At 70.6% G+C, this 19,293-nt stretch carries 17 protein-coding genes; 8 read left to right on the top strand and 9 right to left on the bottom strand.

Going from position 1 to position 19,293, the window contains the following annotated elements; genetic code table 11:
* Positions 1 to 93: 93 nt before the first annotated feature.
* The 3 genes from ACBI99_RS32950 to ACBI99_RS32940 are packed head-to-tail and all read right to left on the bottom strand — an operon-like array spanning position 94 to position 2,242.
* Positions 94 to 675: a TetR family transcriptional regulator gene (locus ACBI99_RS32950; RefSeq protein WP_219501443.1), complete on the bottom strand. Its 582-nt coding sequence runs from the start codon at positions 673 to 675 to the stop codon at positions 94 to 96.
* Positions 672 to 1,421, bottom strand: a complete 750-nt coding sequence (locus ACBI99_RS32945) for a class I SAM-dependent methyltransferase (RefSeq protein ID WP_219501441.1) — start codon at positions 1,419 to 1,421, stop codon at positions 672 to 674. Before ACBI99_RS32945 ends, ACBI99_RS32950 begins: the two co-directional genes overlap by 4 nt.
* 11 nt (positions 1,422 to 1,432) lie before the next feature.
* Positions 1,433 to 2,242 (bottom strand): sugar phosphate isomerase/epimerase, encoded by an 810-nt coding sequence (locus ACBI99_RS32940; RefSeq protein ID WP_219501440.1) that lies wholly within the window; start codon positions 2,240 to 2,242, stop codon positions 1,433 to 1,435.
* Positions 2,243 to 2,298: 56 nt separating this feature from the next.
* Between ACBI99_RS32940 and ACBI99_RS32935 the strand changes: the two genes are divergently transcribed.
* From ACBI99_RS32935 to disA, 6 genes are all read left to right on the top strand, one after another.
* Positions 2,299 to 2,997, top strand: coding sequence for a class I SAM-dependent methyltransferase (locus ACBI99_RS32935; RefSeq protein WP_219501438.1), 699 nt, complete (start codon positions 2,299 to 2,301; stop codon positions 2,995 to 2,997).
* A gap of 44 nt (positions 2,998 to 3,041) precedes the next feature.
* A complete protein-coding gene (locus ACBI99_RS32930) occupies positions 3,042 to 3,410 on the top strand; it encodes a MerR family transcriptional regulator (RefSeq protein ID WP_219501436.1) in 369 nt (122 codons plus the stop codon).
* The gene (gene trxA, locus ACBI99_RS32925) at positions 3,407 to 3,712 is read left to right on the top strand and encodes a thioredoxin (RefSeq protein ID WP_219501434.1); all 306 of its coding nucleotides are present in this window, start codon (positions 3,407 to 3,409) and stop codon (positions 3,710 to 3,712) included. Before ACBI99_RS32930 ends, trxA begins: the two co-directional genes overlap by 4 nt.
* Before the next feature lie 73 nt (positions 3,713 to 3,785).
* Positions 3,786 to 6,002 (top strand): M28 family peptidase, encoded by a 2,217-nt coding sequence (locus tag ACBI99_RS32920; protein WP_375074251.1) that lies wholly within the window; start codon positions 3,786 to 3,788, stop codon positions 6,000 to 6,002.
* A gap of 357 nt (positions 6,003 to 6,359) precedes the next feature.
* Positions 6,360 to 7,766 carry a DNA repair protein RadA gene (gene radA / locus ACBI99_RS32915; protein WP_219501430.1) on the top strand — a complete coding sequence of 469 codons (1,407 nt, stop codon included), beginning with the start codon at positions 6,360 to 6,362 and terminating at the stop codon, positions 7,764 to 7,766.
* Positions 7,767 to 8,812: 1,046 nt separating this feature from the next.
* Entirely contained in the window at positions 8,813 to 9,895 is a 1,083-nt protein-coding gene (disA, locus tag ACBI99_RS32910; RefSeq protein WP_219501428.1) for a DNA integrity scanning diadenylate cyclase DisA, read from the top strand.
* Positions 9,896 to 9,924: 29 nt separating this feature from the next.
* Here disA and ACBI99_RS32905 read toward each other — a convergent pair whose 3' ends face one another.
* Positions 9,925 to 10,605, bottom strand: a complete 681-nt coding sequence (locus ACBI99_RS32905; RefSeq protein ID WP_219501426.1) for a hypothetical protein — start codon at positions 10,603 to 10,605, stop codon at positions 9,925 to 9,927.
* A 196-nt stretch (positions 10,606 to 10,801) separates the two neighbouring features.
* Here ACBI99_RS32905 and ACBI99_RS32900 point away from each other — a divergent pair, with 196 nt between their 5' ends.
* Positions 10,802 to 11,560, top strand: a complete 759-nt coding sequence (locus tag ACBI99_RS32900) for an A/G-specific adenine glycosylase (RefSeq protein ID WP_364171984.1) — start codon at positions 10,802 to 10,804, stop codon at positions 11,558 to 11,560.
* Between the two features lie 10 nt (positions 11,561 to 11,570).
* The gene (locus ACBI99_RS32895; RefSeq protein ID WP_375074250.1) at positions 11,571 to 12,041 is read left to right on the top strand and encodes a MarR family winged helix-turn-helix transcriptional regulator; all 471 of its coding nucleotides are present in this window, start codon (positions 11,571 to 11,573) and stop codon (positions 12,039 to 12,041) included.
* A 14-nt stretch (positions 12,042 to 12,055) separates the two neighbouring features.
* Here ACBI99_RS32895 and ACBI99_RS32890 read toward each other — a convergent pair whose 3' ends face one another.
* The 5 genes from ACBI99_RS32890 to ACBI99_RS32870 form a co-directional block, all read right to left on the bottom strand.
* Complete coding sequence (locus ACBI99_RS32890; RefSeq protein WP_219501420.1) at positions 12,056 to 12,994, bottom strand: TIM barrel protein; 939 nt, start codon at positions 12,992 to 12,994, stop codon at positions 12,056 to 12,058.
* A 353-nt stretch (positions 12,995 to 13,347) separates the two neighbouring features.
* Positions 13,348 to 15,837, bottom strand: a complete 2,490-nt coding sequence (locus ACBI99_RS32885) for an ATP-dependent Clp protease ATP-binding subunit (RefSeq protein WP_219501418.1) — start codon at positions 15,835 to 15,837, stop codon at positions 13,348 to 13,350.
* A 711-nt stretch (positions 15,838 to 16,548) separates the two neighbouring features.
* Positions 16,549 to 16,881: an Lsr2 family protein gene (locus ACBI99_RS32880; RefSeq protein WP_219501415.1), complete on the bottom strand. Its 333-nt coding sequence runs from the start codon at positions 16,879 to 16,881 to the stop codon at positions 16,549 to 16,551.
* 514 nt (positions 16,882 to 17,395) lie between these two features.
* The gene (locus tag ACBI99_RS32875; RefSeq protein ID WP_219501414.1) at positions 17,396 to 17,881 is read right to left on the bottom strand and encodes an RDD family protein; all 486 of its coding nucleotides are present in this window, start codon (positions 17,879 to 17,881) and stop codon (positions 17,396 to 17,398) included.
* A 112-nt stretch (positions 17,882 to 17,993) separates the two neighbouring features.
* On the bottom strand, positions 17,994 to 19,271 hold the full coding sequence (locus ACBI99_RS32870; RefSeq protein ID WP_375074249.1) for an RDD family protein: 1,278 nt from the start codon (positions 19,269 to 19,271) through the stop codon (positions 17,994 to 17,996).
* Positions 19,272 to 19,293 lie beyond the last annotated feature (22 nt).

Genomic DNA, 19,293 nt, shown 5'->3' with positions numbered 1-19,293 from the left:
TTGACCGGCCTCCCCAGAATCCTACCCGCCGGTAACATTCACAGGGTAACCCGCTACTCACCTTACGGTCAGGCCCGCGTCCAGAACAATGCTCTACCCGGTGAAGTAGCGTTGAATCGTCGGTCCCAGCAGCTCGGCCAGCTCCTCGGGATCGGCGCTCGCCATCGGCTCCAGCTTGAGCACGTACCGGGCCATGAGCACGCCGAACATCTGCGCGAAGGCCGCCTCGATCCGCAGATGCGGCACGTCGAGCTGGTCGGCCACCCTGAACAGCAGCGCGTTGGTGATGAACTCCCGGAACATCGGCACGGCCTGCTCGTTCGTCATGGCCGAGCGCACCAGGGCGATCATCGGCTCGCGCGTGTCGGGCTCGGCCGTCACGCTCAGGATCAACGTGACCAGCCGCTTGCCCAGATCCTCGCGCGGACCGTCGAGCAGCGTCGGGATCACCACGTCAGGCGTGATCGGCAGCCGCATCGCCGCCGCGAACATGCCCTCCTTGGTGTCGAAATAGTGATGCACGAGAGCCGGGTCGACCTGCGCCTCCCTCGCGATCCCGCGCACCGTCGCCTTGTCGAACCCCTTCTCCGCGAACACCTTCCTGGCCGCGCTGAGGATCTCGCCCCGCGTGTCGGCCGACCCGGGCCTGCGCCCCGGCCCCCGCCTGACCGTCACCGGCCCACCGCCAGGTAGACGCGCATCGGCACCGACAGCACGCCGCCGGGGAACTCCCTCGTCAGCTCCGCCCGCTGCCGCTCGACCAGCTCGTCGGCCGCACCCGCGGACAGCGCCGCCATGTAGGAGTGGGAGCGCAGGTCGAGCAGGAAGTCCTCGACGCGCACCAGCCGGGTCCACGGGATCCACCGCTCCGCGACCACCTCGAACGCGGCCGCGATCGGCGGCACGGACCACTCCTCCAGCGCCGGACCCCAATACGTCGGGCACGACCTGGCCAGCCGCTCCTCGTAGGCCGCCAGCCAGCCCGCCTGCGCGGCGTGCGCCAGGTTCCAGCAGCCGGCGATCGCGCCGCCGGGCCGCAGCACCCGCCTGGCCTCGGCGATCGACGCCACCGGGTCGAGCCAGTGCCAGGACTGGGCATAGGTCACCAGATCGGCCACGCCGTCGGCCAGCGGCAGCGCGTTGCCGTCGGCCAGCACGGCCGCCGTACCGCCGGACCCGGCCCGCGAGCGCAGCCGGGCCAGCATCTCCGCGCCCGGGTCGACCGCCACCACCCGCGAGCCGCGGGCCCGCAGGGCACGCGTCAGGATGCCCGTGCCGGCGCCCACGTCGACCGCCGTAGCGCCGTCGAGGTCGACGCCCGACACCTCCGACAGCGCCTGGAACAGCTCGTCCGGATAGGTCGGGCGGGCCGCGTCATAGGCGTCGGCGACCCGGTCGAACACCTTGCCGAGCTCGCGCATCGGCCCCACGCTCATCGCGTGGCCGCCAGGTGGAGCCGGGCGAAGGCCAGCCCCTCGGCCAGGTCGTCGATCCGCTCGGTGCGGCTGGACGCCTTGCGCGTGTTGACCTCCAGCACGACCAGGCCGTCGTAGCCGGAGCCCGCCAGCCGCTCCAGCAGCGGCGCGCACGGCTGGTTGCCCCTGCCGGGGACCAGGTGCTCGTCCTTGTTGGTGACGCCAAGGCCGTCGGCCAGGTGCACGTGGGCCAGCCGGTCGCCGAGCTTGGTGGCCATCTCCATCGCGTCGCTGCCGGACACCGCCGTGTGCGACAGGTCGAGCGTGACGTGCGGGAAGTCGTAGTCGGTCGGGTTCCAGTCGGGCGAATAGGGCACCACGTCGTTGCCCCGGGCCCGCAGCGGGAACATGTTCTCGACCGCGAACGTGATGTCGGTCTCGTCGCGCATGCGGGCCAGACCGGTCTCGAACTCGCGCGCGTAATCCCGCTGCCAGCGGAACGGCGGGTGCACCACGACCGTCGAGGCGCCCAGCCGCTCGGCCGCCTTCTGCGCCTTGACCAGCTTGGCCCACGGGTCGCGCCCCCACACCCGCTGCGTGACGAGCAGGCAGGGCGCGTGGATGGCCAGGACCGGCACCTGGTAGTGCTCGGAAAGCCGCTCGATCACGTCGATGTCCTGGCTCACCGGGTCTGCGCCGACCATGATCTCGACGCCGTCGTAGCCCAGGCGGGCCGCCAGCTCGAACGCATCGGGAGTGCGTTCCGGATATACCGAAGCGGTGGACAATGCGATCTTCGCATTGGGCACGCGGATGACATCAGCCACGCTGCCAGCCTAAGCCGGTTGACGCGATATGGCGCGCCGCCCCCTACGGTTGGGCCATGCCCAGGATCGCGAAAGGCGCCATTCCCAGTCCCAACATCTGGAACACCCCGCAGGTGTACGAGCTGGAGAATCGCGCCGTCGATCCCGAAGGCGCCGCCGACGCGGCCATGCGCGCGCTGCGTCCGTGGGAGGGCGCCACCGTGCTCGACATCGGCTGCGGCACCGGCTTCCACCTACCGATCTACGCGCGCCACGCCGCCCGGGTGATCGGCGTCGAGCCCCACGGCGACCTGGCCGCTATGGCCCGCCGCCGCTGCGCCGCGCTCCCCGCCGTCCAGGTGCACGCCGCCGGCGCCCAGGACCTGCCGCTCCCCGACGCCTCGGCCGACGTCGCCGTCGCGCGCTGGGCGTACTTCTTCGGGCCCGGCTGCGAGCCGGGCCTGCGCGAGCTCTCACGGGTCGTACGGCGCGGCGGGGCGGCCTTCGTCGTGGACCTCGACGCCACCAGGGGCGCGTTCGGCCGGTGGTTCCAGCGGACGGTGCCGACGTATTCGGCGAAAGCCGTGGAGGACTTCTGGGTCCGCCACGGATGGCAGCGGCAGGAGCTCGACCTGCGGATGGTCTTCGAACGGCGGGCCGACCTGGAGGCCGTGCTGCGCATCGAGTTCGCGCCCGAGGTGGCCGAGCAGGCCATCGCCGAGACGTCCGGCCTGGAGCTGGCCTATCCGAACGTGCTGCGCTGGCGCTACTACTGACCGGGCTTGACCCTGACGTCAGTGTCAACGTTTACCTTGAGGGCATGCGCATCGGAGAGCTGGCCGAACGGACCGGGGTGAGCACCCGCTCGCTCCGCTACTACGAGCAGCAGGGGCTGCTCAGCGCCCGCCGCAGCGCCAACGGCTACCGCGACTACTCCGAGGACGACGTCAAGCTCGTGTCGGAGATCCGCATGCTGCTGTCCGTCGGGCTGACGCTGGACGACACCCGCCCGTTCGTCGCGTGCCTGCGCGCCGGGCACAGCACGGGCGGGTCCTGTCCCGAGTCGGTCGCCGTCTACCAGCGCAAGCTGGCGGAGATCGACGAGCAGATCCGCGTCCTGCTCACCCGCCGCGCCGAGGTGTCGGCCCAGCTCGCCGACGCCTGCACGTTCTCTGGAGGTAAGCGATGATCACCCTGACCACGGACAACTTCGAGGAGCAGGTGCTCAAGGCCGACAAGCCGGTGCTCGTCGACTTCTGGGCCGAATGGTGCGGGCCGTGCCGCATGGTCGCGCCGGTCCTGGCCGAGATCGAGGCCGAGCACGGCCTGACCATCGGCAAGCTCAACACCGACGAGCACCCCGAGATCATGGCCCGCTACGGCGTCATGAGCATCCCCACGCTGCTGCTCTTCGACGGCGGCGAGCCGGTCAAGCAGGTGATCGGCGCCAAGCCCAAGCGCCTGCTCGTCAACGAGCTGGGGCTCGCGTAATCACAAGGATCTACGCGGCGAATCGTTCCCTGGACTGATTCGCCGCCCCACCCCCGCGGCCTAGGTTGGCCGCATGATCCGCTCCGCCCTGATCGGCCTGCTCACGCTGGCCGCCCTGCTCGCGCTCACCGTCGCGGGCCTTGCACCTCCATCGCCACGCGACTCCGGCGAAGGCTTCCAGGCCGTCAGGGCACACGAGCACGTCAAGGCCATCGCCCGCGCACCGCACCCCACCGGCTCCGCCGAGCACACCCGCGTGCGCGACCACCTGCTCACCGAGCTGCGCGCCCTCGGCCTGGAGACCCGCGTCCAGGAAGGCGTCGGCGTCCTGCCGCTCGACATCGACGGCGTCACCCCGATGGGCACGATGCGCAACATCGTCGCCGTCCGCCCCGGCACCGACTCGACCGGCCGCGTCATCCTGGCCGCACACTACGACTCCGTCCCGGCCGCGCCCGGCGCCGCCGACGACGGGGCCGGCGTGGCCACCATCCTGGAGGTCGTCAGGTCGCTGCCGCCCGGCCAGCGCAACGACCTCGTCGTCCTGCTCACCGACGGCGAGGAGCAGGGCCTGCTCGGCGCCGAGACGTTCGCCCGCGACGACCCGCTGGCCAAGGGCACCGTCGTCGTCGTCAACAACGAGGCCCGCGGCGTGCGCGGCGCCGTCCAGATGTTCCGCGCCTCGCCGGGCTCGGCACCCCTCATCGACCTCTACGGCGCCGCCGCGCCGCACCCGTCGGCCGACTCGGCCTTCGCCGCGCTGCTCAGCATCCTGCCCAACAACACCGACTTCCACGTCTTCGACGAGGCCGGCTGGCTGGGCCTCGACTCCGCCTTCGTCGGCGGCGGCGCCTACTACCACTCGCCGCTCGACGACCCCGCCCACCTGAGCCTGAGCAGCCTGCAGCAGATGGGCGACAACACCCTCGGCGTCGCCCGCGCCCTCGGCGACGCCGACCTCACCAAGCTGCGGACCGGGGATGATTCGGTCTATTTCACGATTCCGGGCACCCTGATCCGCTACCCGCTCTGGCTCGAACTCCCCATCGCCGCACTCGCCCTCGCCCTGACCGTCGCCCTCACCTGGACCCTGCGCCGCCCAGCCCGTTCCCCTGCCGGCGACGGCTCCGCCTCACTGCCCCGGACCCTGGCCGCCGTCCTGCTCGCGCTGGTGCCCGTCCTGCTGTCGGCCGCCGCCGGCTTCGCCGTGATGCCGCTGCTCGGCCTCATCAGGCCCGAATACGACCAGATGTTCACCGGCGACCCCTACCGCCCCTGGCTCTACCAGGCGGCCCTGCTGACCTTCACCGTCGCCGTCGTCCTGGCCTGGCGGGCGGTCCTGCGCCGCCTCGGCGCCACCGCGCTCGCCGCCGGCGCCCTGCTGCTGGTCGCCGTCCTGGGGACGCTCTCGGCGCTGCTGCTCCCCGGCGGCTCCCACACGTTCACCTGGCCCGCCCTGTTCGCCGCCGCCGGCTGGCTGATCGCCCGCCGCCTCCCGGGCACCGCCCTGCCCGCCGTCGCCCTCACCCTCGGCCTGGCGCCCGCCGTCCTGCTGCTCGCCGCCAACGCCGTGACCTCCCTGGACATCGGCCTCGGCGTCGGCGGCATGATCGCCGCGCCCCACTTCGCCCTCTTCGCCCTGCTCCTCCTCCCCCTCCTCAAGCAGAGTCCTCCCGCCGACGCCGCGAGCCCCGGGCGGCGCGGCCGGGCCTTCCTGCCGCCGCTCGTGGCCGTGGCCGCCGCCGTCGCCCTCCTCGCCGCCGGGCTGTTCGCCGACCCCTTCGACGCCGCGCACCCCCGGCAGCTCCGGCTCGCGTACGCCATGGACGCCGGCGAGAAGCGGGCCGTCTGGGGCACCCGCACCGACACCGCCACCCCCGGCAGCGAGCACTTCTTCCCCACCGGCGCCTGGACGACCACCACCGCCCAGCCCGCCCCCCTGCGCGCCCCGGCCCTGTCGGTGCTCGACGACCAGACCACCCCCACCGGCCGCACCCTCACCCTGCGCCTGGCCCCGACCGGCGACGCCCCCGTCACCGGCCTCAGCCTGCCCCCCGGCGCCGCCCCCGCCCGCATGACCGTCAACGGCCGCGACCTGACCAGCACCGGCTTCGCCTACCACGCCCCACCCGGCGAACTGCGCGTCACCCTCACCCTGCCCCCCGGCCCGGCCCGCCTCCGCGCCTTCGAGCAGAGCCACGACCTCCCGTCCCTCCCCGGCTACCAGCCCACCCCCGACACCGTCGTCATGAACCCCTTGGCCACCGTCTTCCAGGACCACCCCCTCTAACCACGGCCCCCACCACCACAGACGCACCGACCCCATCAGCCCCACTGACCCCAACGCCCCCACCTCACCCGGCCCAGGGCCCTCAACGCCCTGGGCCGCCCTGTCGTCGTTGGGGATCGGCGGCCCGCGCCCCGTACGAGCCGCCAGCCTCAACTCCCCGGGCGGTGCGGAACGGTCGCGGGCTCCCGGGGGCGCGGGACGGTCTTTGGCCGGCGGCGCAGGCCGGTCATGGGGCCCGGCTGCGCAAGGCAGTCGGCGGCCGGGCACCGCGGGACGGTCGCGGACCGGACATCGCAGGCCGGTCGGCGGCCCTGCCACCCGGGACGATTGTCGGTCTTGGCCGCTACCCTGCTCGGCATGGCCAAGACAGCGCAGAAGCCCGGTTACCGCTGTGCCGAATGCGGGTGGCGTACCACCAAGTGGGTGGGCCGGTGCGGCGAGTGCCAGGCGTGGGGCACGGTCGACGAGGAAGGCGCCCGGGGCGGCGCGCACGTCGTCCAGGCCGGCGCCACCACTGCCCCGGCGATGCCGATCGGCCAGGTCAAGGCCGAGATCGCGGCCGCGCGCACGACGGGCGTCGGCGAGCTCGACCGCGTGCTCGGCGGCGGCCTGGTGCCCGGCGCCGTCGTGCTGCTGGCCGGTGAGCCCGGCATCGGCAAGTCGACGCTGCTGCTGGAGGCCGCGGCCCGCATCGCCGAGCGCGACACCGTCCTCTACGTGACGGGCGAAGAGTCCGCCGCCCAGGTGCGGCTGCGCGCCGACCGCATCGGCGCCATCCGCGACCACCTCTACCTGGCCGCCGAGACCGAGCTGTCGGCCCTGATCGCCCACGTCGAGAAGGTCCAGCCCCGGATGCTCGTGGTCGACTCGGTCCAGACGGTCGGCTCGGCCCAGGCCACCGGCGTCCCGGGCGGCGTCACGCAGGTGCGCGAGGTGGCGGCCAACCTGGTCCGCCTCGCCAAGGAGCGCAACATGTCCACCGTGCTCGTCGGCCACGTCACCAAGGAAGGCTCGATCGCCGGCCCCCGCACGCTGGAGCACCTGGTCGACGTGGTGCTGAACTTCGAGGGCGACCGCCACTCGCGGCTCCGCATGGTGCGCGCGATCAAGAACCGGTTCGGCCCCACCGACGAGGTCGGCTGCTTCGACCTGCACGAACGCGGCATCGAAGGCATCACGGACCCGAGCGGCCTGTTCGTCTCCCGGCGCAGCAGCCCCGTGCCCGGCACCTGCGTGACCGTCACCGTCGAAGGCACCCGCCCCCTCCCTGCCGAGGTCCAGGCCCTGGTCGCCCGCACCGAGGCCCAGCAGCCCCGCCGCACCTCCTCGGGCCTCGACACCTACCGGGTGCAGATGATCCTCGCCGTCCTGGAGCGCCGGCTCAACGCCCGGCTCGGCGGCTGCGACGTGTTCACCGCCACGGTCGGCGGCATCAAGCTCGCCGACCCGGCCGTGGACCTGTCCGTCATGCTCGCCGTCGCCAGCGCCGCCGGGGACAAGCCCCTTCCCGCCGGCCTCGTCGCCCTGGGCGAAGTCGGCCTCGCCGGCGAGCTCCGCCCGGTCAAGGACGTCCGCCGCCGCCTCTCGGAGGCCGCCCGCATGGGCTTCAAACGCGGCCTCGTCCCGGCCGGCTCCCTCAACGAAGGCACCCGCAAGCCGAACGGCCAGCGTTCCCTCGTCCCGGTCGGCCCGGTCGCCTTCGCCCCGGGCTTCGAAGTCGTCGAAGCCGAGAACGTCTGGGACGCCCTGACCCACGTGACCTGACCCCATTTCCACGCTCCGGCCCGTACGTGATCCGCGCCTTTTAGGCTCCGGCCCTCCCAAAGGGCGCTTCGTCGGCCCCGGCCCTCCCGCCGAGGGCCAGCCCGCTGTGGGGCGCCAACCGCGCCGGAGGCGCCGGCGCGGCGCCACCCCTGACGCGACGCCACCCCTGACGCGACGCCACCCCTGACGCGGCGCCACCCCTGACGCGACGCCGCCCCTTCGGCGGAGTCGCCCCCTCCACCTCGGAAGCGCCCGCCCTCCGCGCCAACCCTCCGGCGTGACACCGGCCCTCCGGAGGCGTCAGCCCCGCGACGCCCACCCTCTAGGGACGTCGGCCGCGCCATCTCAGAGGCGTCGGCCTCCTCCGGCGGCCCCGGCGCGATGCAGACACTCCCGAGGGCGTCAGCCCTGCGACGCCAGCCACCTGCGAGGCGGCGGCGCGCGGCGGCTGACGCAGGGGCAACCGCCCCGAGGGTGCTGGGGGCCTGGGAGGCGTCGGGTCTGTTGAGCCGTCGGCCGCCTCGGAGGCGCAGCCATCCGTAGCGGGGCCGCTCCAACAGCGCCCCCTCCCTGCAGGCGGGAGCCTGTCAGCAGAGCGGCTCGACGAGCGGTTCGCGTCGCCGCAAGGCGGGCTCCGCTGCACCCGGCCTCGCCGGCAGCCAGGCTCCGCTGCACCAAACCTCGCCAAGAGTCGGACGTCGCCACAGCGATGGCGGATTTCCAGGAGGGCGGCCGTTCAGGGGTGGTCGTTGGATTGACCGGTCGTCCGGGAGACCCCTATGGCGGAAGGCGGCTGCGCCGCGGATGGGCCGGGCGGCGAGCAAGAAGGGCACCGTAGGCGGTGGCGGCCGGGGTGGGGAGGGGCGTCCCAGTCGGTTGGAGGGGGGAGGGCGTGGGGAGCGTTGGAGGGTGTCAGAGGCGAGGGTGGGTGGGGTGGTTGGAGGGTGCCGGAGGCCGGGGTGGGTGGGGTGGTTGGGGTGGAAGAGGGGGGATGGATCTCGGGCGGCGGGGATAAGCTGGGCTTGACTATTCGACACGGGGGTCAGGTGCCTAACGACAGGAGTCTTGACGACCGCCGTCGCGAAGCCCTGGCGGCTGTGGCCCCGGGCACTCCACTGCGCGACGGCCTGGAGCGAATCCTGCGCGGTCAGACCGGCGGCCTGATCGTGCTCGGTTACAACAGGGTCGTCGAGCAGGTGTGCAGCGGCGGGTTCGAGCTGGATGTGGAGTTCTCGGCCACGAGGCTCCGGGAGCTCGCCAAGATGGACGGGGCGATCGTGGTCAGCGACGACCACAAGATCGTCCGAGCGGCGGTGCATCTAGTGCCGGATCCGGCGATTCCGACGGACGAGTCCGGCACGCGGCACCGTACGGCGCAGCGTGTGGCCAAGGAGACGGGGCTGCCGATCATCGCGATCAGCAAGTCCATGCGGATCATCGCCCTCTATCTCGACGGCATCCGTTACGTGCTGGAGGAGTCGGCAGCGATCATGTCCAAGGCCAATCAGGCCCTGGCGACGCTGGAGCGCTACAAGCATCGGCTCGACGAGGTGTCCGGCACGCTGTCGGCGCTGGAGATCGAGGATCTGGTGACGGTCCGCGACGTGGCGGCGGTGGCGCAGCGGCTGGAGATGGTCCGGCGGATCTCCGACGAGATCAAGGGCTACGTGGTGGAGCTGGGCACCGACGGCAGGCTGCTGTCGTTGCAGCTCGACGAGCTGGTGGCGGGGGTCGACTCCGATCGGGAGCTGGTGATCCGCGACTACCTGCCGGCTCCGGCGGGGCGGCGGCAGCGACGGCTGTCGGAGGCGATGCAGGAGCTGGACGCGTTGTCGGGCAGCGAGCTGCTGGACCTCTCGGTGGTGGCGAACGTGCTGGGGCACGGCGGCACGGACAAGCTCGACAGCCCGGTGAGCCCGCGCGGGTTCCGGCTGCTGGCGAAGGTGCCGAGGCTGCCGGCGACGGTGGTGGACCGGCTGGTCAACCACTTCGGCAGCCTGCAGAAGCTGCTGGCGGCGAGCATCGACGACCTCCAGGAGGTGGGCGGCGTCGGCGAGTCGCGGGCCCGGAGCGTACGCGAGGGGCTGTCGCGGCTGGCGGAGTCGTCCATCCTGGAGCGCTACGTCTGACCCGGCCTCCTGGGGCGTGGCCGTGCGGGTCAGCGCAGGTGGAAGACGCCCTTGGGGCTCTTGAGCTTGCCCATACGGGCCACCGCGACGTACGTGCCCGGCAGGGCGGTGGGCGGGTCGGCGCGGCAGTCGCCGCTGGAGCGGCGGCGGTCCCAGTCGAGCGAGCGCACGTACGGGACGCCGCGCTGCAGCTCCTTGACCTCGGTGCCGGGGCCGCTGACGCAGTCGGAGGTGGACCAGATGCGGTCCTCGCCGGAGGTGATGCGGATCTCCATGGCGCGCGGGCCGACGTCGGCCTTGCACATGACGTCGCCGGTGTTGACGACGGTGATGAGGAAGTTCGGGCGGGCGGCGCCGGCGTAGATCTCCTGCTTGCCCTGGAGGCCCAGCACCAGGTCGCGTTCGGCGCAGGGTTCGCCGGGGCGCTGGGTGCGCGCCTGTTCGGTGGCCTTGGCCGGGCTGGGTGTCGGCGTGGGTGTGGCGGTGCCGAGGGCCAGCGTGCGCAGGCCCGCGAGGAGCGGGTCGGCGGCCGGGGCCGGGGTCTGCGAGGTCTGGGCGCTGGAGGCGCGTTCCGGCCCTCCGGCGCTGCTCGAACAGGCCCACGCCACCACGGCGACCACCACGAGCACCGCGACGAGCACGCTCATGCGCCGCCGCCAGTAGACGTCGCCTCCGAATCCAGGGTCGTCACGCATCGCATCCGGGTCCATACGCACAGCATGTTCATTGGTGCGGCCACCTAGCGTGACGACACGCCGCACCTTGCCATCTCGGCATACGCTGGGGCCCGTGCTTGAGCCGAAACTCCTACACATTCCCATTCTGGAGTGGTACGAAAACAACGCCCGAGAACTCCCTTGGCGGGCGGCGGACGCGACGCCGTGGGGCGTGCTCGTCAGCGAGATCATGTTGCAGCAGACACCGGTGGCGAGGGTGCTGCCGGTGTGGCTGGAGTGGATGGCCCGCTGGCCGACCCCGAAGGATCTGGCTGCCGAGCTTCCCGGGGAGGCCGTACGCCATTGGGGCAGGCTCGGCTACCCGCGGCGGGCGCTGCGGCTGCACGCGTGCGCGCGGGCCATCACGGAGGAGCACGGCGGCGAGGTGCCGAGTGATCACGCGACGCTGCTCGGGCTGCCGGGCATCGGCGAGTACACGGCCGCCGCCGTGGCCAGTTTCGCGTACGGGGGGCGGCACGCGGTGCTCGACACCAACGTGCGCCGGGTGTTCGCCAGGGCGGTGCGGGCGGAGGAGTACCCGCCTACCGCGACCTCGGCGGCGGAGCGCCGGCTGGCGGAGTCGCTGCTGCCTGAGCTGGGCGCGGCCCGGTGGGGTGTGGCGGTGATGGAGCTGGGCGCGCTGGTGTGCACGGCCCGCGCGCCGCGGTGCGCCGACTGCCCGATCGCGTCGGCGTGCGCGTGGCGGCTGGCGGGCAAGCCGCCGCACGACGGGCCGCCGCGCAAGGGGCAGACGTACGCGGGGACCGACCGGCAGTGCCGGGGCCGTCTGCTGGCCGTGTTGCGGGACGCCCACGGGCCGGTGCCGAAGGCGGCGCTGGACGTGGTGTGGGACGACGCGGTGCAGCGGGAGCGGGCCCTGGACGGCCTGGTGGCTGACGGGCTCGCGGAGCCCCTGCCCGACGGGACGTACCGGCTGCCCCACGCATAGGCTGTCCAGCGTGCCAAGCGCGACCCCGGGCTTCGAGCTGCCGCTCCGCCTCTTCCTGGCCTTCCGTGTGCTCATCGACGAGCTGCACGCGGAGCTGGCCCGTCAGGGCCATCCGGACATGCGTCCCATGCACGGTTTCGTCATGCAGGCCATCGGCTCCCGGGGCACCACGGCGGTCGACCTGGGGCGGGTCCTGGGCGTGTCCAAGCAGGCGGCGGGCAAGACGATCGAGACCATGGAGCGCGCCGGCTACGTGGAGCGCACCCGCGACCCGGACGACACGCGGCGCAAGATCGTCCGGTTGACCCCGTTCGGCGTCGACGCGCTGGCCAGGTCGGCCCGCATCTTCGACGCGCTGCGCGCCCGCTGGGCGGAGGAGCTGGGACAGGACCGCCTGGAGGCCCTGGAGGACGACCTGCGCAAGGTCACCCCCGAGGGCCTCTGGCGGCTGGACGTGCCGGGCTGGTTCGGCACGATGTAGGGCGAATCAGCGGGTCAGGCGGCGAGCTGCAGCCCGAGGCCGGTCAGGCTGGTACGGGCCCAGTCGAGCTCCTGGGCGAGCATCGACACGAGCGCGCCCGGCCCCTTGGCCCGGCCGGGGACGGCCAGGTTGTGCGTCTCGACCTCGATGTGGGCGCTGCCGCTGACGGCTCCCGACAGCATCGCGGCGAGGGTGTCGTGCAGCACCGCGCCGGTGTTGGGCGTGCCGGCGCCGTGGTTGTGCACGTGGCCGAGCTTGACCACCGGCGCACCGGCCGCCGCCAGGCCGCGCAGGGCCTCGCCGGCCTCCTCGGCGCCGCCCGCCAGGTGGCAGGCGTCCAGGCAGACGCCCAGGTGCTCGGAGTCGATGCCGCCGACGCGCTCCAGCGCCTGCTCGGTCGTCTCCAGGACGCAGCCGGGCCACGGCTCGAACCCGACCCGGATGGTCTTGCCGGTGACGCTGTAGATGCCGCGCAGCTCGCGGGCCAGCCGCTCCAGCCGCCGGGTGGCGATGGCGTGCAGGTCGGCGGGCCAGTCGCGCCGCCAGCCGATCGGTATCGTCGAGATGCTGCCGAACCGTACGTCGTCGGGCAGCAGGAAGGCCAGGATCTTGGCCAGCGCCATCGTGTAGCGGTAGCGCTCGGGCTTGGCCCAGTCGGGGCCGGGCACGTCCTGGTTGCGGCCGCCGGTGCCGTTGAGGCTGACGACCTCGAGACCGCGCTCGTCCAGCGAGCGGCGCAGGCGTACGAGCTCGATGCGGTCGGCGGTGAGGTGGTCGGCGACGGCGGGAGAGAGCCACAGGCCGATGCCCATCCGGTCCACGCCGAGCCGCTTGCGCACCGGCACGGCGTAACGGGTGAGGTGGGCGATCAGGTTCTCCAGGTCTTCTGCGGGGTGAACGCCTGCGTTGTAGGCGAGGTGAACGAGCGTTCCGTCATCGTGACGCAGGCGCATCGACTTCCTCCACGGCTTGCACTGGTTGTTCGGCCCCCGCCCGCGCGGTGTGTCGCGCGGACCCGGACGAGCATGGCTGCTTCCGGTGGGCTCACGCGTCAGCCCTGAGTTGATTGCCTCCTACACCTCAGGGAGCAGGCCCCACCGTAGGGACGCGCTCTTGCGGGTCACTTGGAGGGGACTTCGACTCTGCTCTACGTAGTGTAGTACTACTCTTGGTGGCGGTACACCCGGCCGCTCAACAATTCGGCAACAGTAGCCCTGATCTTGAATTTTTGTCCGGCGAAGCCCGGGAAAACGAAGAACCCCTCGTGTGAGAGATCACACGAGGGGTTCTGCGCGAACCTGTGACGTCAGCCCGCGATCGCCGCGGCCGAGTCGGGCACCTTGGCGGTGTTCTCGCCGGTGAAGATGAACTTGGCGTCGTCGCCCTCGCCCTCGATCGTCACCTTGACGGTCTGACCGGGACGGAGGTCGCCGTAGAGGATCTTCTCCGACAGGGAGTCCTCCAGCTCGCGCTGGATGGTCCGGCGCAGCGGCCGGGCGCCCATGACCGGGTCGTAACCGCGGTCCGCCAGCAGCTGCTTGGCCTCCGGGGAGACCTCGAGCCCCATGTCGCGGTCCTTCAGCCGGGCGCTGACCTGGGTGAGCATCAGATCGACGATCTGGATGATCTCCTTCGGCGTCAGCTGGTGGAAGACCACGATGTCGTCGACACGGTTGAGGAACTCGGGCCGGAAGTGCTGCTTGAGCTCTTCCTGGACCTTGGCCTTCATCCGGTCGTAGTTGGAGTCGGCGTCGTTGGACTTCGCGAACCCGACCCCGATCCCCTTGGAGATGTCGCGGGTGCCGAGGTTGGTGGTCATGATGATGACCGTGTTCTTGAAGTCGACCACGCGACCCTGGGCGTCGGTCAGGCGACCGTCTTCCAGGATCTGCAGCAGCGAGTTGAAGATGTCGGCGTGCGCCTTCTCGATCTCGTCGAAGAGCACCACGGAGAACGGCTTGCGCCGCACCTTCTCGGTGAGCTGGCCGCCCTCCTCGTAGCCGACGTAGCCGGGAGGCGAGCCGAACAGCCTGGAGACGGTGTGCTTCTCCATGAACTCGGACATGTCCAGCGAGATCAGCGCGTCCTCGTCACCGAACAGGAACTCCGCGAGGGTCCTGGCCAGCTCGGTCTTACCGACACCGGACGGGCCCGCGAAGATGAACGAGCCACCGGGACGCCGCGGGTCCTTCAGACCGGCGCGGGTGCGCCGGATGGAGCGCGACAGGCCCTTGATGGCGTCGTCCTGGCCGATGATCCGCTTGTGGAGCTCGTCCTCCATGCGGAGCAGGCGCTGCGACTCCTCCTCGGTGAGCTTGAAGACCGGGATGCCGGTGGCCGTGGCGAGGACCTCGGCGATGAGCTCCTCGGTGACCTCGGCGACGACGTCCATGTCGCCGGCCTTCCACTCCTTCTCCCGCCGCTCGCGCTTGAGCTGGAGCTGCTTCTCCTGGTCGCGGAGCGCAGCCGCCTTCTCGAAGTCCTGCGCGTCGATCGCGGACTCCTTGTCGCGGCGGACGTTGGCGATCTTCTCGTCGTACTCGCGCAGGTCCGGCGGAGCGGTCATCCGGCGGATGCGCATCCGCGAACCGGCCTCGTCGATGAGGTCGATCGCCTTGTCGGGCAGGTAGCGGTCGCTGATGTAGCGGTCGGCCAGCTGCGCGGCGGCGACCAGCGCGCCATCGGTGATCGACACGCGGTGGTGCGCCTCGTAGCGGTCGCGCAGACCCTTGAGGATCTCGATCGTGTGGCTGAGCGACGGCTCGGCCACCTGGATCGGCTGGAACCGGCGCTCGAGCGCCGCGTCCTTCTCGAGGTACTTGCGGTATTCGTCGAGCGTGGTGGCGCCGATGGTCTGCAGCTCGCCGCGGGCCAGCATCGGCTTGAGGATGCTGGCGGCGTCGATCGCGCCCTCCGCGGCGCCCGCACCCACGAGCGTGTGCAGCTCGTCGATGAACAGGATGATGTCGCCGCGCGTGCGGATCTCCTTGAGCACCTTCTTCAGGCGCTCCTCGAAGTCACCGCGGTAGCGCGAGCCGGCGACCAGGGCACCGAGGTCAAGCGTGTAGAGCTGCTTGTCCTTCAGCGTCTCGGGCACCTCGCCCCTGACGATCTTCTGCGACAGGCCCTCGACGACGGCGGTCTTGCCGACGCCGGGCTCGCCGATCAGAACCGGGTTGTTCTTGGTCCTCCGGGAGAGGACCTGCATGACCCGCTCGATCTCCTTCTCACGGCCGATGACCGGGTCCAGCTTGCCCTCACGGGCCGCCTGGGTCAGGTTGCGGCCGAACTGGTCGAGCACCAGGGAGGTCGACGGGGCCGACTCCTGCGGGCCACCCGCTGCGGCCGGCTCCTTGCCCTGGTAACCGTGGAGCAACTGGATGACCTGCTGCCGGACACGGTTGAGATCAGCTCCAAGCTTGACCAGCACCTGAGCCGCCACACCCTCACCCTCACGGATGAGCCCGAGCAGGATGTGCTCGGTGCCGATGTAGTTGTGACCCAGCTGCAAAGCCTCACGGAGCGACAGCTCGAGGACCTTCTTGGCCCGCGGGGTGAACGGAATGTGCCCCGACGGAGCCGACTGGCCCTGGCCGATGATCTCCTCGACCTGCTGACGCACACCCTCAAGGCTGATGCCCAGGCTCTCCAGAGCCTTGGCGGCTACGCCTTCACCTTCATGGATCAAACCAAGAAGAATGTGCTCAGTGCCGATGTAGTTGTGGTTGAGCATCCTGGCCTCTTCTTGGGCCAGGACGACAACACGCCTTGCTCGGTCGGTGAACCTCTCGAACATCTCGTCGCTCCTCACAGAGCGGTCAGTCAGGCCGGTAAATCCGGTCCCGTCATCCCGCATGCTAGCCCTGGCTCGGCGAACCGTGCCCACTGCCGCTGACGCGCTCTATAGCAGACACGTTCCCCGAGAGCAGGGCGTTCACCCTCCATCCAACTACTGTTCGGGGGTCACGTGTTCCCGATACGCCACCAGCGAACGAGGTTTAGGGCGCCCGGGTGAAGTGGCTCGAAATTCGCCGGGAGCGGCGCGACCGGAACGGCACGGATGGGCTGCGGACGCGGGGGCGAGCCAGGGGCGGCCGCGCCCGATCGCGGTGGACGCCGCGTCCTGTCTTCCATCGTATGTCCTGCTCCAATGCCAGGCCAAGCGCGACCGGAACAGGGGGCGCAATGCCGGCCAGGGCGCGACCGGAACAGGGGGCGCAATGCCGGGCAGGGCGCGACCGGAACAGGGGGCGCAATGCCGGGCAGGGCATGACCGGAACGGGGCATCTGGTCAGCCGCGTTACCGATCAGTACGGGCGCGGAGCCGGGACATAACCGGCACCACGCCCGCGTAAATGGACCCAAACGCCCACTTAAGGGGCGGATCAGAAGATCAACAAATCCCGATGTCCACCATTTGAGATAATGGCAGAAATGATCATGCGCTTATGGCGGCCGCCGGGGTCCTAGGCGAACGGCATAAGCGCATGGTCAGGAGATCGGCTCCTTAGTGAGCCGCTTCGTACTTCTCGACGACGGTGGAGGCGATGCGGCCCCGCTCGCTGACCGGAAGGCCGTGGGCCTTGGCCCACTGACGGATCTCGGCGCTCTTCTCGCGGCTCATCGCCCGCTGCCCGCCACGCCCGCGACGGCGCGTGGATACGGCGCCCGCCCTGCGGGCGTGCTGCACGAAAGGCGTCAGAGCGTCCCTCAGCTTCTTGGCGTTAAGGTCGCTGAGGTCAATCTCATAGGTGGAGCCGTCAATAGCGAAGCTGACCGTCTCATTGGCCTCGCCCCCATCGAGGTCATCGATGAGAATCTCCTGGATCTGCTTGGCCATCTACGCAATCCTTTCCCGGAGCATTGTTTCATTCGCTCGCCCAAACATATACCCGGAAAGACGTTAAGACAATTCAGCGCCACGGGATTCGGCTGAGCGGCCGATCAGTTGCGGTTGTCGGCCTGATCCTGGCGGTTTGGCCGCCGGCCGGAGCCCTCGTGCCGCACCAACTTCACGACGCCAAAGATGAAGGCGCCGCCCACGACGACGGGCGGGATGAGCGCTGACAATACCTCTGTTACGGCTTCCATTCGGCCTCGCCTCCACGGCTGACGGGGTTTCAGGGGCGCTTTATACACAGGCTGCAGGGCCGGCGCGAGCCTGGCGGACCTCGTGTCACTCGAGGCGACAGACGCCCACACACGACCATAGCGGCACAGAGATGCCCATAGCCTGGCAGGCGCCCCAACATCCGGCAACCCGGACGCCTCATAGCCTAATGCCAGTCTCTCCAGGCTCCTTACCGGATCAAGCGGAAATTTTGCGAAAAGCCATCAGCGCAGGTACGGAACCCTCAACGAAGATCTTTTACGACCAGCGTTCCGGCCAGCCTGTCATGCGGCCCGCGCTGGAGCGGCTTGTCGATCAAGATGAGCAGGCCGACACCAAACACGAACATTCCGGCCAGCAGATTGGCCACCGGAATGCCCATCAGCATGGCAGGCGCCGGATAGAGCAGGGCGCGTTTCAGCCGGACCCGCGCCGGAAGACCCTCCGGGTCCACCCGAATCCCCATGATCGCCTTGCCGAAGGTGCGCCCACCCCGGGAAAGTGCGACCCAGTCATAGACCGTATAACCCAGGCCGGCGCCCACCCACGCGAACACGCCGGGCAACCGCCCCTCGAACGCGTCCAGCACCCCGACAGTCCGGAAGACGCCCCATAGCGCAATGAACAGAATGTAATAGAAGACTCCGAACACGAGCGCTTCAATGAGGCGGGCGACGAGCCGTTCCCACCATTCCGCCGGCAGCACGCCGGTCTCGGGTGTCGCGGCCATAACCTCACCTCGTCCGTTCGGCGGCCCTCGGCGTCCCCCCATTCTGGTACGGCTCGTACACACAAAACAGAGGCCGGCGGGATGCCGGCCCCTGTTTCGCTGTTGCTGAGACTTACTTGATCTTGACCACCACGGTGTTCGCGAACTTGTCGGCGAACGTCTGCTGCAGCGGCTTGTCCCAGAGCTGGGAAGCCGCGTTCAGCAGAACGAGGACGCCGCCGAGAAGCGGGCCGAGGAGCGGGATGACGCCCAGGACGTAGCCGCCCCAGGTCCCGCCGGCCCGCTTGAGCGCGGCGTCGTTGGGCAGCCCGCCGGACGGCATCGCATGACCCACCTGGACGACCTTGATGCCCATGACCATCTTGCCGACGGTCTGGCCGCTCATCTTCGTCATGAAGAAGTCGTAGGCCACGTAGAGCGCGGCCAGGAGGAGGTACTGGATGACGCCGACGATGAGGGAGCTCGCGATACCCGTCGTGACGCCGGTGACCGAGTTGTAGCTGACGACAAAAAAGATGCCCAGGATGAGGTTGATGATGAAGTAGACGACGCCGAAGATCAGGCCGTCGACGATCCTCGCCACCAGGCGCTGCCACCATTCCGCCAGCGGCGCGGGGGCGCCGGGCGGCTGGATGCCCACCGGCTGGCCGTACTGCTGCCCGTACTGGGGCTGGCCGTAGCCCTGCTGCTGACCGTAGGCGGGCTGGCCGTACTGCTGCTGCCCGTACTGGGGCTGCTGGCCGTACTGCTGCTGCCCGTAGCCCTGCTGCTGGCCGTAGTCGGGCTGACCGTACTGCTGCTGGCCGTAACCCGGCTGCGACTGCGGCTGCTGGGCGTAAGCCTGCTGCTGACCGAAGTCCGGCTGGCCGTACTGCGGCTGCGACTGCGGCTGCTGGGCGTAACCCTGGCCGTAGTCGGGCTGGGACTGCGGCTGCTGACCATATTGCTGCTGGCCGTAGTCGGGCTGGGACTGCGGCTGCTGACCATACTGCTGCTGCTGGCCGTAGTCGGGCTGGCCGTACTGGGGCTGCTGGCCCGACGGGGGCTGCTGGCCGTAACCCGGCTGGGACTGCGGCTGCTGACCGTACTGCGGCTGCTGGCCGTAGCCCTGCTGCTGACCGTAGTCCGGCTGGCCGTACTGCGGCTGCTGGCCGTAGCCCTGCTGCTGGCCGTAGCCCTGCTGGGGCTGGCCGTACTGGGGCTGCTGGCCGTAACCCTGCTGGGGCTGCTGACCGTAGGGGGGCTGCTGGCCGTAGGGGTCGTCCACGCGGTAGCCGACGACCGTCGCGTCGGGGTCGGGCTGCCCTTGGGGGCGTCCTGCGTTCTGGCCGTATTCAGGGGAGTTCTCGGGGGAATCGTCCTGTGGATACGGCGGCTGTCCTGTGCTCACCGTGTCACCTCGCTTCGAGTGC

The sequence above is a fragment of the Nonomuraea sp. ATR24 genome (genome assembly GCF_041950485.1).
Lineage (GTDB): Bacteria > Actinomycetota > Actinomycetes > Streptosporangiales > Streptosporangiaceae > Nonomuraea > Nonomuraea ceibae.
This window is presented reverse-complemented; position numbering and strand designations above follow the sequence as displayed.